Source organism: Serratia sp. PL7 (genome assembly GCF_945957435.1).
The window spans coordinates 122999-136079 of the sequence record NZ_CAMFLB010000015.1 but is presented as its reverse complement, the minus strand read 5'-3'; the positions used below and the strand labels follow the sequence as shown (position 1 = coordinate 136079).

At 58.1% G+C, this 13081-nt stretch carries 13 protein-coding genes; 4 read left to right on the top strand and 9 right to left on the bottom strand.

Annotated elements, in window-relative coordinates; all coding sequences use genetic code 11:
- Positions 1 to 217: 217 nt before the first annotated feature.
- A complete protein-coding gene (locus tag N6G83_RS37020) occupies positions 218 to 1132 on the top strand; it encodes a DMT family transporter (protein WP_049205608.1) in 915 nt (304 codons plus the stop codon).
- Here N6G83_RS37020 and N6G83_RS37015 read toward each other — a convergent pair.
- The 9 genes from N6G83_RS37015 to N6G83_RS36975 form a co-directional block, all read right to left on the bottom strand.
- Positions 1129 to 2622, bottom strand: coding sequence for a PLP-dependent aminotransferase family protein (locus tag N6G83_RS37015; RefSeq protein WP_025304593.1), 1494 nt, complete (start codon positions 2620 to 2622; stop codon positions 1129 to 1131). The two genes, N6G83_RS37020 and N6G83_RS37015, sit on opposite strands and share 4 nt — an antisense overlap.
- A gap of 79 nt (positions 2623 to 2701) precedes the next feature.
- Positions 2702 to 3325: a helix-turn-helix transcriptional regulator gene (locus N6G83_RS37010; protein ID WP_025304592.1), complete on the bottom strand. Its 624-nt coding sequence runs from the start codon at positions 3323 to 3325 to the stop codon at positions 2702 to 2704.
- 109 nt (positions 3326 to 3434) lie between these two features.
- On the bottom strand, positions 3435 to 3965 hold the full coding sequence (locus N6G83_RS37005) for a fimbrial protein (RefSeq protein ID WP_239666003.1): 531 nt from the start codon (positions 3963 to 3965) through the stop codon (positions 3435 to 3437).
- 8 nt (positions 3966 to 3973) lie between these two features.
- The gene (locus N6G83_RS37000) at positions 3974 to 4918 is read right to left on the bottom strand and encodes a fimbrial protein (protein WP_049209137.1); all 945 of its coding nucleotides are present in this window, start codon (positions 4916 to 4918) and stop codon (positions 3974 to 3976) included.
- Positions 4896 to 5507, bottom strand: coding sequence for a fimbrial protein (locus tag N6G83_RS36995; RefSeq protein WP_049209136.1), 612 nt, complete (start codon positions 5505 to 5507; stop codon positions 4896 to 4898). The genes N6G83_RS37000 and N6G83_RS36995 overlap by 23 nt, the downstream gene beginning before the upstream one ends.
- An 11-nt stretch (positions 5508 to 5518) precedes the next feature.
- Positions 5519 to 6262 carry a molecular chaperone gene (locus N6G83_RS36990; RefSeq protein ID WP_049209134.1) on the bottom strand — a complete coding sequence of 248 codons (744 nt, stop codon included), beginning with the start codon at positions 6260 to 6262 and terminating at the stop codon, positions 5519 to 5521.
- A gap of 30 nt (positions 6263 to 6292) precedes the next feature.
- A complete protein-coding gene (locus N6G83_RS36985; protein ID WP_260516217.1) occupies positions 6293 to 8794 on the bottom strand; it encodes a fimbria/pilus outer membrane usher protein in 2502 nt (833 codons plus the stop codon).
- Between the two features lie 79 nt (positions 8795 to 8873).
- Positions 8874 to 9425 (bottom strand): fimbrial protein, encoded by a 552-nt coding sequence (locus tag N6G83_RS36980; protein ID WP_260516216.1) that lies wholly within the window; start codon positions 9423 to 9425, stop codon positions 8874 to 8876.
- An 88-nt stretch (positions 9426 to 9513) separates the two neighbouring features.
- Complete coding sequence (locus N6G83_RS36975; protein ID WP_049209131.1) at positions 9514 to 10050, bottom strand: fimbrial protein; 537 nt, start codon at positions 10048 to 10050, stop codon at positions 9514 to 9516.
- 1106 nt (positions 10051 to 11156) lie between these two features.
- Between N6G83_RS36975 and N6G83_RS36970 the strand changes: the two genes are divergently transcribed.
- From N6G83_RS36970 to fetB, 3 genes are all read left to right on the top strand, one after another.
- Entirely contained in the window at positions 11157 to 11444 is a 288-nt protein-coding gene (locus tag N6G83_RS36970; protein ID WP_099817019.1) for a FaeA/PapI family transcriptional regulator, read from the top strand.
- Between the two features lie 191 nt (positions 11445 to 11635).
- On the top strand, positions 11636 to 12313 hold the full coding sequence (gene fetA / locus N6G83_RS36965; protein ID WP_049205592.1) for an iron efflux ABC transporter ATP-binding subunit FetA: 678 nt from the start codon (positions 11636 to 11638) through the stop codon (positions 12311 to 12313).
- Positions 12300 to 13073, top strand: coding sequence for an iron efflux ABC transporter permease subunit FetB (gene fetB, locus N6G83_RS36960; RefSeq protein WP_025304582.1), 774 nt, complete (start codon positions 12300 to 12302; stop codon positions 13071 to 13073). The genes fetA and fetB overlap by 14 nt, the downstream gene beginning before the upstream one ends.
- Positions 13074 to 13081 lie beyond the last annotated feature (8 nt).

The following is a 13081-nucleotide window of genomic DNA, read 5'->3' as shown; positions in this document are numbered from 1 at the left end:
ACAGCCCGAAAAACGCCCTTCTTCGGCGTTAGCGATGCGCTTTGGCAACCGGCACAGTGAAAATCTCGCTATCTGGACCTGTCCGTGAGCCGCTTTATCTGAAAAATAGAACGCAACCCCGGCAAGCGACGCCGGGGAATGCTGTTCTCTTTCACTATGACCTCGCCTCGCGGGTTGCCGATTTCGGTATGCCTCAGGCGTGCGGAGCGTTCGCATCATGGACAGTCAGTCTGAAAAAACTCTCGTTGTTACCCCCGCTCATCCCGTTGTCGGGCATTCCGCTCAGGGCTGGATGAACGGCTTCCTCGGCATGATTATCTTCAGCGGCTCGCTGCCCGCCACGCGGGTGGCGGTGCTGGAGCTCGATCCGCTGTTTCTGACGGCAGTCAGGGCGGCGATCGCCGCCTTGCTGGCCCTGTGCGCGTTGCTGATCACCCGCCAGGCGCGGCCGACGCGGGCCGATTTGCCGCCGCTGCTGTTTGTGGCGCTCGGCGTGGTCATCGGCTTCCCGCTGCTGACGGCGCTGGCGCTGCAGCACACCACCTCGGCGCATTCGCTGGTGTATATCGGCCTGCTGCCGCTGGCGACCGCCGGTTTTGGCGTCTTGCGCGGCGGAGAGCGGCCCAAGCCCGCTTTTTGGGCCTTTTCCGGTATCGGGGCCGCGCTGGTGGGGGCGTTCGCGCTGAGCCAGGAAAGCGGCGGTGCCTGGCAGGGGGATGCGCTGATGATCGGCGCGGTGCTGCTGTGCGGTCTGGGTTATGCCGAAGGGGCGGTGCTGTCGCGCCGGATCGGTGGCTGGCAGGTGATCTCCTGGGCGCTGGTGGTTGCCTTGCCGTTGACGCTGGTGGCGGCGTGGTGGGCGGCGCCGGCCACTTGGCCTGCCGTCAGCGGTGCCGCCTGGCTGTCGCTGGTGTACGTCTCGGTGTTCAGCATGTGGATTGGGTTTATCTTCTGGTATCGCGGCCTGGCGCAGGGCGGCATCGCCGCCGTCGGGCAGCTGCAGCTGCTGCAGCCGTTCTTCGGCCTGATGCTGGCGGCCTGGCTGCTGCAGGAAACCGTTCAGCCGATGATGATCGCCGTGATGGCCGGCGTGGTGGTTTGCGTGTTCGGCGCCAAGCGTTTTTCCCGCTAGGCGCCGCTGCCGGCGCAGGCCAGGATCACTTCGCCGAGCCGTTTCACCGCCTGCTGTACCTGGCGTTCATGGTAACCGCCCAATCCCAGCACCAGACCCGGCTCACCGTGGCCGGGCGCATACATCGGCGACACCGCCCGCAGCGCCAACCCGGCTTCGTTGGCGCACTGGGCGACCCGCACGTCATCGAGATCTTTCCTCAGCCACAGCACCATGTGCATGCCCTGATCGCAGGGCTGCACTACCGCCAAATCGGCGGGGATATGCGTGTTGATCGCCTCGATCAGCACCCGGCGTTTCTCAGCGTAGACGCCGCGCATTTTGCGGATATGCCGGTCGAGATACCCTTCGGCGATAAAGGCGGCCAGTACGTGTTGATCCGCGCTGGGCGGGTGACGATCCATCAGGATCCGGGCGCCGCAAAAGGCGTCGACCAGCGGCGGCGGCACGATGGCGTAACCCAGCCGCAGCGAAGGGAACAGCACCTTGCTGAAGGTGCCGAGATAAAGCGTCCGCTCGGGCGCCAACCCTTGTAGCGAGGGGAACGGGTGGCCGGCGTAGCGCATCTCGCTGTCGTAATCGTCTTCCACGATCCAGGCCTGCCGCTCTTTGGCCCAGGCCAGCAGGGCGCTTCTTTTCGCCATGCTCATCGGCATGCCCAGCGGGTATTGATGCGACGGCGTGACAAAGGCGGCTCGGGCGTCGGCGGCCAGGCGCACGCCGGCGGCGACGTCGATGCCGTCGTTAGCGACGGGTACCCTGATCATGTGCCGATCGCGAAACAGGCTGTTAAAAAGGGCGGTGATGCCGGCGTAGGCGGGGTCCTCGACCCAGGCGCTGTCGCCGGCGTCCAGCAGGATCTGCGCGGCCAGATACAGTCCTTGCTGGGTGCCGGCGGTGATGAGGATTTGCTGCGGCGTGCAATTTACCGAGCGGGAACGGCGCACATAGTCGCAGATGGCTTCGCGCAGCGGCAACGCGCCCAGCGGATCGCCGTAGCCCGACGGGGCGCCGGGGCCGCGCGCCCGGATGCGGTTGCCGAGCCGCCGCCAGACATCGTCGGGCGCGGTATCGCCGATCGGCACCGAGACGGTGAACGGCACCGGCGGCAGCGCCCGCACCTGGGCGGCGAAGCGCGCCAGATGCTGCGCCTGTGAAGAAAGCGGAACCGCTACCGCCGAACTCGCCTGTACCGTGGCGCGTGGCGTGCGGCGCGGCGCCTGATAGTGGGCAACCCGGGTGCCGGAACCGGGTTGCGGTTCGAGAAAGCCTTCCGCCGTCAGCTGAGCAAAGGCCTCCAATACCGTGCCGCGCGCCAGATTCAGCGCCGCCGACAGCCGGCGTGTCGAAGGCAGCAGATCGCCCGCTTTCAGATCGCCTTTGTGGATAGCCCGGCGCAGGGCCTGCGCCAGCTGGTGGCTAAGCTGCCCCGCCTGGCGGTCAATCTCGCCGAGGGCGGGGACGTCAACGACTTGGGCTGTTCTGGGCATGCATTCCGGCTCGCTTTGCAGTACAAAAATGAGTATTCAGAGTAAACCACTCTGATATCACTCGCGAGCCTGTTGTCGCTCAGCCAAGCCCCCGCTGATTCAGCAGCACCTTATTCAACTCGCTGTTTTTACGCACGTTAAGCTTGCGCATCGCCGAACGCTTATGGGCGCTGATGGTTTTCTGGCTGCGCTGCAGCAGGCCGGCGATGCTGCAGGCAGACATGCCGCTGCTCATCAAACCCAGCACCTTTTTTTCGCAGTGGCTGAGCGCGGCGATGCGGCAGGCCTGGCATTTCCACAGGCCGGCGGCGTGCAGCGCCACCCACGGATGCTGGATGAACTTTTCCAGCGCCATCTGCAGCTTGAGACGGATGGCATAGGCCGAATCGCGCCGATGGATGCTGAACAGCGGCGGCAGGTTTTTCACCTGTTGCTGGGTCGTGTCGTCGAGGATCAGCAGGGTCAGCTGCCGCTGGCGCGGGATGCCGTAGGCGCTCTGGTAGCAGCAGGCGCAACCCCAGCGCTCTTCCGGCGTGCGAAACACGATTTCGATGTTATCCAACGCCTGCAGCGCCAGCGGCGAGAACTGCGGGTACAGACGCTGGCATTCGTTCAGGGAGTGCAGATAGTCCTGCAGCAGCAGACGCAGCCCCTGCTGGTAGAAGTTATCGCTGTCGAACAGCGTGAAGCGAATATCTGGCATGGGTGGCTCCTTAAAAGGGCCGTGGCACCGCGCCGGAGCGAACGGTGACGGCCCATTGCCGGCGTTCGCGCGCCGGTCGTTTTCCTGATTTCCCTGGGGTGGTGCGGGCTTATTGGTACGCCAGCACAAAATTGGCGACGGAACTGAATGCGCCTTCGGTAAGGGTTTTATCTTTAATCGCGCTCGGCCGCGCCTGGACATAGGCGCTGAACCTCAGGGCATTGGGTCCGTCTTGCAATGTCACCGCATCAGCCGGCGTACCCAGATCAATCGCTTTGCCCGCACCGTCGAACAGCGCGATGGCGGCGCCGTTGGCGCCATTGTTGATCGCCAGTTTGCCCGGCAGTTCGGCATCTTCAGTGCCGGTAAAGGTGGCGGTGACTGATTTGAAAACGGCGGTTTTACAGTCGGTTAAGCGAATGGAAAATGACACGGGGTTGGTATGGCCGTAGTGGTACAACGTTTTGATCAACACCGTATCCATCTCGACGGTTTGGTGAAGAGACTGCGGGTCGATATTGCAGGGCCTGCTTACCACGGAACCGAAAAAGTCTATTTCCTTATTTTCCGCCGCGACTGCGGAGGAAAATAGAAAACCGATGCCGCACAGAGCGGTGATTGTCCGATAGCTATTCATCATCACCCCCCTTAAATATAATTAATCAGCAAGATTACGGTCTTGCGGAAATTGCCTTCCTGTCCTTCCCCGGTGGCCTGCAATGAGGCGCTGTAGGATTTTTGCACCTGATCGCGACCATTCATGTCGGCGAAACTGTCGAACTGATTGTATTTAATCCATTTGGGGTTGGAATTATCGTGGATGCGCAAGGTTGAGCCATTATCCATATTCAAGCCGGTAGCGTCGGTCAGCGTGCCGTTTTTCACCATGAAATTGGCGTCCAGCGCGAAGCTGTCGCTGCAGCCGTTTTTGCGGATCAAGATGCTGAAATCCTTGCTCGCTACGGTGCCCGCATTGGGTTTCCAGGTGGGGATTTCACCGAAATCAACGCCTTCCGGGGTTGAAAGCTCCACCGACGCGGCGCACTGGATGACTTTGATCTTATCCAACCCGGTTAGGGTGAAACGGTAATTTTTCCCTGGGTGGACGTTGATGCCGCCTACGCCATCGAGCTGAAAAACGGCGATCTGGCTGGCGCCTCCCGCGATGATTTCTCCGGTTTTTTGCAAATACACCTGGTAATTGACGTGACCGAGCTCCCGTTGCTTGGGGGTACGAAACATATCGGTTTGTACCCGGGAATTGATCAGGCCAAGATCCTGGCCGTTATAAATCACCCCCATGGAGATGCCGGCGGCGAATTGCCGGTTATCCGGATTGGGATAGAAATAAACCCATTCCCCTTTGGGTTTGCTGGAGTGCGCCCAGCACATAACGTCGCGGCTCATCGGTTTAGAGGTCCAAAGCCGGCTGCCGACCGGTAAGGTGGCCGGTATTGTCAACCGGCCGATATCCTCGCTCTCTTCGGTAATGCCGTTCTCGGTATTCAGGTGGCATTCCAGCGCCTGAGCGCCGAATGGCGTCGCCAGGCAACCCAGCAACGCCAGGCGTTTATAAATAGACCAACTGGACATGCACCACTCCTTTGAATTGGTTTGCTTCGATGAACTGACGGGTTGATTCCAACTGAGCGCTGAACCACAACGTATTGCCGCCGGGCTGCAAGACATAGGGGGCGCCGGGTTGGTTGAGGGACAATGCGCGGCCCCGTTGATCTTTCAGCCGCAGGCCAACGCCTTGTACGCCGCCGTGCAGCTTCAGCAACTGCGGATTGTCGGGATCGCTTTCACCGAGGAACACCAGCGTGGCGGCCTGCTCCCCCCGCAGGTAGAGCAGGCCGGCATCGCCATTGCGCATCCCGGCCGGATTGTCTGCCAGCGCCCTGGCGCCCAGCAGGCAATGGTAAAAGGCGAGACGAAAACGTACCGGCGCGCTTTGATCGCCGACATGCCGGAAGGCGATCGTACCGATCTCACCGAGATCGACCGACTGATCGCGGCTATCCGGCGCCAGGCTGCAGGGGGAGCTCAGCAGAGCGCCCTGAAAACCGACGGTGCCGCTGGTGCCCTGAACCTCTCCCGGCGGAGAGGCCATTGTGGCGCCGTTACCGAGCAGCAAGGCGCCGATCAGCAGAGGCCGCAGGCGGCCGGTGAAGTCAGCCATGCCGTATCTCCTTATTTTTTTCCGGGTGCGGCGGTGCAGAGGCTAGCGCTGCAGGTGAAGCGCAGCTCGGGGTGGCCGCCGAAATCATTGATATAGGTGACGACGAAGGCGTCGAACCCATTGTCGCGCAAACGCACATTTTCGCTGGATTTGGGGGACAGCATCACCGGCTTAAAATCGCCGATCGCGCCACTGCCTTGCTTCTGCGTCTGACGGGCGATGCCGGTCAGCGTGATGTGGAACGGCGTCGGGTTTTCGATGGTGAAGCCGTCGACGGTTTTGTGGAACACCAGCTGCTCTTGCCATACCTCACCCTGCGGGGCGACGATGGCCTTCGGGCGGAAGAACAGTTTGATCTGCGTTTGCAGCGCCAGTTGCATCACGTTGGCTTTGCTGCTTTTGGGCGGAATTTCGCGCAAATTGAAATAAAACACCGATTCGCGATCTTGCGGCAATAGCTCAGCTTCCGGCGTTTTGGTAATGCGCACGACGCTGCGTTCTCCGGCTTCCACCCGTTGCAACGGCGGCAATACCACCAGCGGCGAAACGATCTTTTGATGTTGCGCATTCTCGATCCAGGCCTGAGCAAGAAATGGCAACTCTTTGTTCTCATTGGTTATGTTAAGGCTGATCGATTTGGCGTCGCTCACATAGATGGCGCGCGTGCGATCCAACGCGATCGCCGCGTCGGCCGTCGAAGCCAGCGTCATCAACGCCAGGCTGCCCGCGGTTACTGCTATCGAATGTTTGTTCATGTTATTCGTCTACTCTCAATGTGTTGCGGATTACGGTTTGGCGCACGGCAACAGCAGCCGGTCCAGCGGTTTGGCGGCGCCTGGGATGGCGATGCGGCACTGACGGCGGCCTTCCCAGGCGACGTCCAACCGTTCTTCCGGTTGGACGCCGGTCAGATATACCGATCCGCCGTCGTTCACCACCGCGATCTCCCGTCCGGTCGCACTCAGCACCGTGGCGCCGAACGGCGGTTCGCTGCCGTCCGCCAGCTTGATGGTGGCCAACAGCTTGCTGCCTTTCACCACCTCGAAGTGGCGATAACCGATGGCGCCTTCAGTCAGCGTGCCCTGCACCACCGCGCGTGTGGCTTCAACGTCGTCCGCCAGCTTGTTGACGTCGATGCGCGTATCGGTGTTGTAGTAGCTGGTGATATCCGAGATCACCGCCAACCCGAAGCGGTTGCTGTAAGCGCGGCCGTTGTTGATTGGCACGCCGGCGACACCGTTGGTATCCAGCATCATGCGGCTGCCGCCGTTGCCGGCGTTCTGGTGCGCGGCGACGCCGTGCCGGGTAGCGGTCAGGCCGCCGCGGAAAGTTCCGCCTATCGAGGAGTAACTGCCCTGCTGATAAGACGCGTTGGCGTTGAGCGTGCCGAACGACGCGTTATGGGTGTAGTAACCGCTCGCCGTCGGTTTGCCGGACTGGGTGACGCCGCTGCCGACCTGCCAGGTATTGTTGATGTCGCTGTTGTCGGTGTAGGTCGCCGTTTGGGTCACGTCGTGATTATTGACCTGCAGCGCGTAGCCCAGGCGGTTGTGCTCGCCGATAGGCACGGTGAAATTGAGCATCGCGCTATCGTCGGTGCGGCCCCGATAGTGAGTGCGATAGGCCGCCAACGAGGCGGTGATGTTGCTGATCCCGCCGAAGTCGAACAGCTTGCTGGTCGACATGCCGTAGCGATTTTGCGCACCGGCGTCCCAGTAAGTCTGGTGTGAGTAGGTCAGATAAGCGGTGATCGCCTGAGCGCTGTCCTCCGCCATAAAGGTTTTGCTGGCGGTGACGGTATACAACTCTTTTTGTCGGCCGCTGTAGCGATCGTCAATGTCGCCGTAGCGCGCCTGCAGGTACTGCGACATGGTCATGAACTTGCGCTGCGAAAAGCGGTAGCCGGCAAAGGTGATTTGGCCGTTGAGTTCGTCGAAACGTTTGGCGTAGTTGACCTTGAATGACATGCCTTTGGCGCTGGATTCATCGGGCAGGCGCGCGATCGACTGCGTGGCGTCCACCGACAGGGCGCCGAACAGGTTCAGGTCACGCCCCAGGCCGAGGGCCCAGGCGTTGTAATCGCCGCCGAGCAGTGCGCCGCCGTATAGCGACCAGGCGTTGCTCAATCCCCAGGAGAAATCGCCGGCAGAGAACACCGGCCCTTGCGTGCGGTGATCGTAGGCAGACGGCTTGCCCAGCGCCATGTTATAGCGCACGTAGCCGGGGCGGGTCAGATAAGGAATGCTGGCGGTATCTACCTGAAAAGTGGAAACGCTGCCGTCTTGTTCTTCCACTTTCACATCCAGTTTGCCGCGTACCGAACTGCTGAGATCCTGGATGGCGAACGGCCCGGCGGGTACCGTGGTTTGATACAGCGTGCGGCCTTCCTGAGAGACGGTGATCCGGGCATTGCTTTTGGCGATGCCGCGCACTTCAGGCGCGTAACCCTGCAGGTTGGGCGGCAGCATGCGCTCGTCGCTGGCGAGATTGAGGCCGGTAAAACGGTAGGCGTCGAACACCGGCGAATTCAGGTAGGTTTCACCCAGCGTCAGCCTGGCGGCCTGCATCGGCAGCGCGCGGTATGCGTAGATCTGATTCCAGTCGAAATTGCTGTCGCGGCGGCCGTATTGTTGGTTGAAGTCGGTCTGGTAATCGGCGCGCAGGCGCCAGGCGCCCAGGTTGGCGCCCAACGTACCGTAGCTGCTGAGGCTTTCGGCGGTGCCGTTGTCGTGGTGCTGTTTGCCTATTTGGCCGCTGAGATTGTAATCCAGCAGTATGCCGGGGATGCCATCGTCCCACTGCTCGGGCGGCGTCCAGTCGGGATCGGAATATTTCATCCAGGCCTGCGGAATGGTGATCGCCAGTACGCCGCCGCTGATGCGATCGGAAACCGTTGCGCCTTTGATGCCGCGAATGTCGGCACACTGGTTGTCGTGCCACAGGGTGACTTTTTTGGCCGCATCTTCTTTCAGCGCCATTTTTTCCACCAGGTCAGGCGGCAGGCACACCTGGCTGCCGCTCTTGTCATCCGGCGACGGGAAATACTGAATGCTGCGCTGGGGCAGCGTTTTCTGGTTGATTTTGATATCCAGCAGATAGGTGCCCGGCATGACGTAACCGGCGTCGGAAAAGCGGGATAAGTCCACTTTGCTGCGTTCGCCGATATCCAACACGTCGGTATTGAATTCCGTGGCGGAAAAGACCGGTTTTGCCCAGAGAAAAGAGAGAATGACGATGATGGGCGTTTTTTTTATTGTCAGTAAAGACGTCATAGAATGATCACTCATGGCAAATCCGCGCCTAATAGCAGGTCATCCCGTACGACCTGAATACGTAATGCTGTACAGCGTTCCTAACGAAAACCGGCTACAGATAAGACAGGGTAAATTTGGCCAATGAGCTGAAACCGCCCGCCCGTGCCCTGTCGGGGTGAATGCGCAACTGGGTGCCAAAGCGCAGCGTGTTGTCGCCGGTGACGATCAGATAATCTGCCGTCGTGCTGCCGAGCGGGATCGGGGTACCGGCGTCGGTCAGCAACTCGATAGCCATGCCGCGCGCCTCGCCTTGGACGGCGAGCCATTGCGGATCTTGGCTATCCGCGATGCCGCTGAAGGTGAGGTTGGCCGCGCGATAAATAAAATCGGGCTTTATCTGGCTGGCCAGTTCGCAGTTCACCAGCCTGATGGCGAAGTGGCGGCGGCTTCCGATGAGGCTCGGCTGGGCATCTCGCCCGGCGTCGCTCATTGAAACCAGCCCGAAATCAACGGTTTGATCCAGACTGTCGCCGGCGATGTTGCATGGCGTTTCGACGATTTCGCCGCCCAGGCTGACTTTGCCGTGGCCCTGAGTTTTCGCCGTGGCGCTAGCGCTGCTGATGCTGAGCGCGATCAGCAATGCGCCTCGCCAATGGATGGTCATGCTGGCTTCTCCCTGTCGAGATCGGTTCCTTTGCCGGAGCCGGCGTCGTTAAGCATGGGGATGCCCGTGCCGGCATCCCCAACGAGGCTTACTGATAAGCCAGGGTAAAGTTCGCCACGCTGGTGAACTTGCCCGGCACGACGGCGCCGGAAGCGCTGTTACCTTGCAGGTATGCGGCGAATTTCAGGGCGTTGTTGCCTTCGTTCAGGCCCTGGCCGTCCGTTGCGGTGCCCAGCTCAACGTCCTTGGCGTGCAACTGGTCGTAAATCACGATGCCCGCGCCGCTGGCGGAACCGCTCAACGCCAGCAGTTTGCTGTTGACGGCATCCGGCGTGCCGGTGAAGGTCACCTTGACGTTTTTCATGGTGTTGAGCGCGCAGTCTTTCAGCTCAATGCTGAAGGGTTCGGCGCTGGATTTGCCTTCTTTGGCCAGGATGCGGCTGCTGATCTGGCCCATCGGGACGGTTTGATCGACGGAGTCCGGCGTGATGCTGCAAGGCGCATCGATAATTTCACCGCTAAAGGTTACGGTGCCGCTGCCCTGGTTCGGGGTCGGTGCCGCATGTGCAACGGAGGCGGTGGAAAAAGCAATGACGGTCGCCAGCATTAATTTATTCAGTTTCATTTCTCAGGTTCCTGTAGAGAGTATTTAAATAAAAAGAAAAGCACACCTAAATCCCCGCAGAGCGGCAACGCCTTGTCAGCTGCGCTGCGACGGGAGCCAGATCCTTTTGCTTTGGGCAATACGCACACCCTTCGTTATTTGTTTTCAATAACGAAATGGTTATGTGATGTTTAGTCGGTTTTATTTGATTTTAAAAACCGAATGTCGGCATGGCGTTTTGCTGGGAATATTCTTGCAAACAATAGCATTGCTTGGAAATAGATTTTATTAAAATAAGTCAAATTCAGAATATAAAACCAAAAGGAAAAAGTTAAATATAAGATCAAAAACCAATAGATCGTATGTAAATATTATCCAGAATAAATCACTGTATAAATAAGGTTATGCGAGATATTAGATCGACTGGAATAGCTGTTGCCCTACAATGCACAATATCGCTTTGCTAATATTACGCTTTGACGGCCATTGAAAAATTTTCTTTATGAAACAAAATGAAAAACATAAGCATTTGTTTTATATAATTTTGTGTGGTTAGTTTTCCGTATGGCGTTCCAACGCCAATTCCTAGGTTGCCGAATTGGTTTTAACAAAAAAATAACAACATAGCAGAGGGAAGATTATTCTTATTGGATGCTATTTTTTGGACGCATTTATGTTATTTAACCCATTGTGATTAACCAGAAAAGGGCAGGAAATGCCATGTTCATCATATAATAATGACCTAAGTGATAATGAAAGGATGAACAATGGAATGATTACTGGGATTAATGCTTTAAGCAGAGGTAAGGCGAATGCGTTGACGATGTTGATAATTATTTCTTCACGGTTCGTTATGGGATTGTTTAAACATCTTCGTACCATGATAACCGTGAAAAAAATTGCACAGAAAAATCCTAGTGAAAAATCCGAGGGTCAATGCATGACATTTTATCTGCAAAGATTGGATTCATTAATAAATATTCATTCTCGCGGTTTTCGACAGCGCCAGGTCTATTTTATCGGAACAACGCTGTTTGCGCGGATACCGCCGTGATTTATCCCCCTGCGCATCGCTGACGTGCAGCCATGAGCGGGGAGCTCAGCAGTAACCACTCAGGAGGAATGCTATGGCCAAGGTGCCGAAAACGTTTGAAAGTAGAAAATCGCTGATGCTGGATGTGTTGCAAGGATTGTGCAGGGAGCGTGTGGAAGGCTCCGGGGGCCATCATCCCCCGCCGGAACAGTGGCCGAAGACGCGCGAGCTGGCGGATAAATGCGGCGAAAATATTTATACCACCCGCACCCTGCTGCTGGCGCTGGAAAAGGAGGGCAAGGTTCACTGCACCCACCGCAGCATCAACAATTCTCTCCGTTGGTACAGCTGCGACGAACAGGCAGCGATAAAAAAAGAGTGATTCGACCCTGGTGGTCGCTTTTGACTATTCCCACAGCTAATCATTAATTAAATTTATCATTTGACGGGGCGTTTCGCTCCGTCAATCCTCGCTCTTCGTTCACTGCCATCCGCACAGCCATTGCTAAGATGTTTTTTGCAGCCATATACTTATCGCTCAGACGGGAACAGGTGTAGGGAGCCGGCATCGTAATGAAGGAAAAGAAAGACATACTGAGATTGGATGATATTCATTATCAAATAGACAGCCAGGTGATCCTGGATTCCGTCTCTTTCACGCTGGGTGAAGGCGAGTTCAAACTGATCACCGGGCCTTCCGGCTGTGGGAAAAGCACCCTGCTGAAAATCATCTCTTCCTTAATGGATCCGACCAGCGGAAAGCTCTATTTCGACGGCCAGGCGATCGACGAGATGTCGCCGGAGGCGTATCGCAAGCAGGTCTCTTACTGCTTCCAGACGCCGTCACTGTTCGGCAATACGGTTTACGACAATCTGGCGCTGCCCTACCAGATCCGTCAACAGCCGCCGGCCGAGCGAAAAATGAAGGCCGATCTGGCGCGTTTCGGCCTGCCGGAGGCGATGCTGACCAAAAGCATCAATGAACTGTCCGGCGGGGAGAAGCAGCGCGTGTCCCTGATCCGCAACCTGCAGTTTATGCCGCGGGTGCTGTTGCTCGATGAGATCACCAGCGCGTTGGACGAGGAAAATAAGCGCAACGTCAACGAAATAGTGCATCAATTGGTGGCGGAACACCGGCTGGCGGTGCTGTGGGTGACGCACGATACCGAAGAGATAGCGCATGCGGACGAGGTGATCACCCTGCGCGCGCATGGCGCCGAGCAACAGGAGCAACAGCATGAATCAGCATAACATCACCAACGAATCCTTGGGCTTGTCGATGGTGCTGGTGGTGGTCGCCATCCTGATCAGCCACCGGGAAAAACTGGCGCTGGAAAAGGACATTATCTGGAGCATCTGCCGCGCGGTGGTGCAGCTGATCATCGTCGGCTACGTGCTGAAGTATATTTTCGACCTGGATAACGCCGTTCTCACCGTGTTGATGGTGCTGTTCATCTGCTTTAACGCGGCCTACAACGCCAAGAAACGCAGCAAGTACATCGAACACGCGTTCGTGACGTCGTTTATCGCCATTACCACCGGCGCGGTGCTGACGCTGGCGGTGCTGGTATTGACCGGCTCCATCGAATTTACGCCGATGCAGGTGATCCCCATCTCCGGGATGATCGCCGGTAACGCCATGGTGGCGGTGGGGCTGTGCTACACCAACCTCGGCCAGCGTTTCAAAGGCGAGCAGCAGAAGATTCAGGAGATGCTCAGCCTGGGGGCGACGCCCAAGTTCGCGTCGGCGGCGCTGATCCGCGACAGCATCCGTGCTTCGCTGATCCCGACCGTGGACTCGGCGAAAACCGTTGGGCTGGTCAGCTTGCCGGGCATGATGTCCGGGCTGATCTTTGCCGGTATCGATCCGGTGAAAGCGATCAAATACCAGATTATGGTGACCTTCATGCTGCTTTCTACTGCCAGCCTGTCAACCATCATCGCCTGCTATTTGGCCTACCGTAAGTTTTACAACGAGCGCCACCAGCTGGTGGTCGGCAACCTGAAGTAACGCCATGA

Excerpts from the sequence above, each read along its gene's own strand:
- N6G83_RS37020 (WP_049205608.1), top strand. The coding sequence starts at position 218 with ATGGACAGTCAGTCTGAAAAAACTCTCGTTGTTACCCCCGCTCATCCC.
- N6G83_RS37015 (WP_025304593.1), bottom strand. The coding sequence starts at position 2,622 with ATGCCCAGAACAGCCCAAGTCGTTGACGTCCCCGCCCTCGGCGAGATT.
- N6G83_RS37010 (WP_025304592.1), bottom strand. The coding sequence starts at position 3,325 with ATGCCAGATATTCGCTTCACGCTGTTCGACAGCGATAACTTCTACCAG.
- N6G83_RS37005 (WP_239666003.1), bottom strand. The coding sequence starts at position 3,965 with ATGATGAATAGCTATCGGACAATCACCGCTCTGTGCGGCATCGGTTTT.
- N6G83_RS37000 (WP_049209137.1), bottom strand. The coding sequence starts at position 4,918 with ATGTCCAGTTGGTCTATTTATAAACGCCTGGCGTTGCTGGGTTGCCTG.
- N6G83_RS36995 (WP_049209136.1), bottom strand. The coding sequence starts at position 5,507 with ATGGCTGACTTCACCGGCCGCCTGCGGCCTCTGCTGATCGGCGCCTTG.
- N6G83_RS36990 (WP_049209134.1), bottom strand. The coding sequence starts at position 6,262 with ATGAACAAACATTCGATAGCAGTAACCGCGGGCAGCCTGGCGTTGATG.
- N6G83_RS36985 (WP_260516217.1), bottom strand. The coding sequence starts at position 8,794 with ATGAGTGATCATTCTATGACGTCTTTACTGACAATAAAAAAAACGCCC.
- N6G83_RS36980 (WP_260516216.1), bottom strand. The coding sequence starts at position 9,425 with ATGACCATCCATTGGCGAGGCGCATTGCTGATCGCGCTCAGCATCAGC.
- N6G83_RS36975 (WP_049209131.1), bottom strand. The coding sequence starts at position 10,050 with ATGAAACTGAATAAATTAATGCTGGCGACCGTCATTGCTTTTTCCACC.
- N6G83_RS36970 (WP_099817019.1), top strand. The coding sequence starts at position 11,157 with ATGGCCAAGGTGCCGAAAACGTTTGAAAGTAGAAAATCGCTGATGCTG.
- fetA (WP_049205592.1), top strand. The coding sequence starts at position 11,636 with ATGAAGGAAAAGAAAGACATACTGAGATTGGATGATATTCATTATCAA.
- fetB (WP_025304582.1), top strand. The coding sequence starts at position 12,300 with ATGAATCAGCATAACATCACCAACGAATCCTTGGGCTTGTCGATGGTG.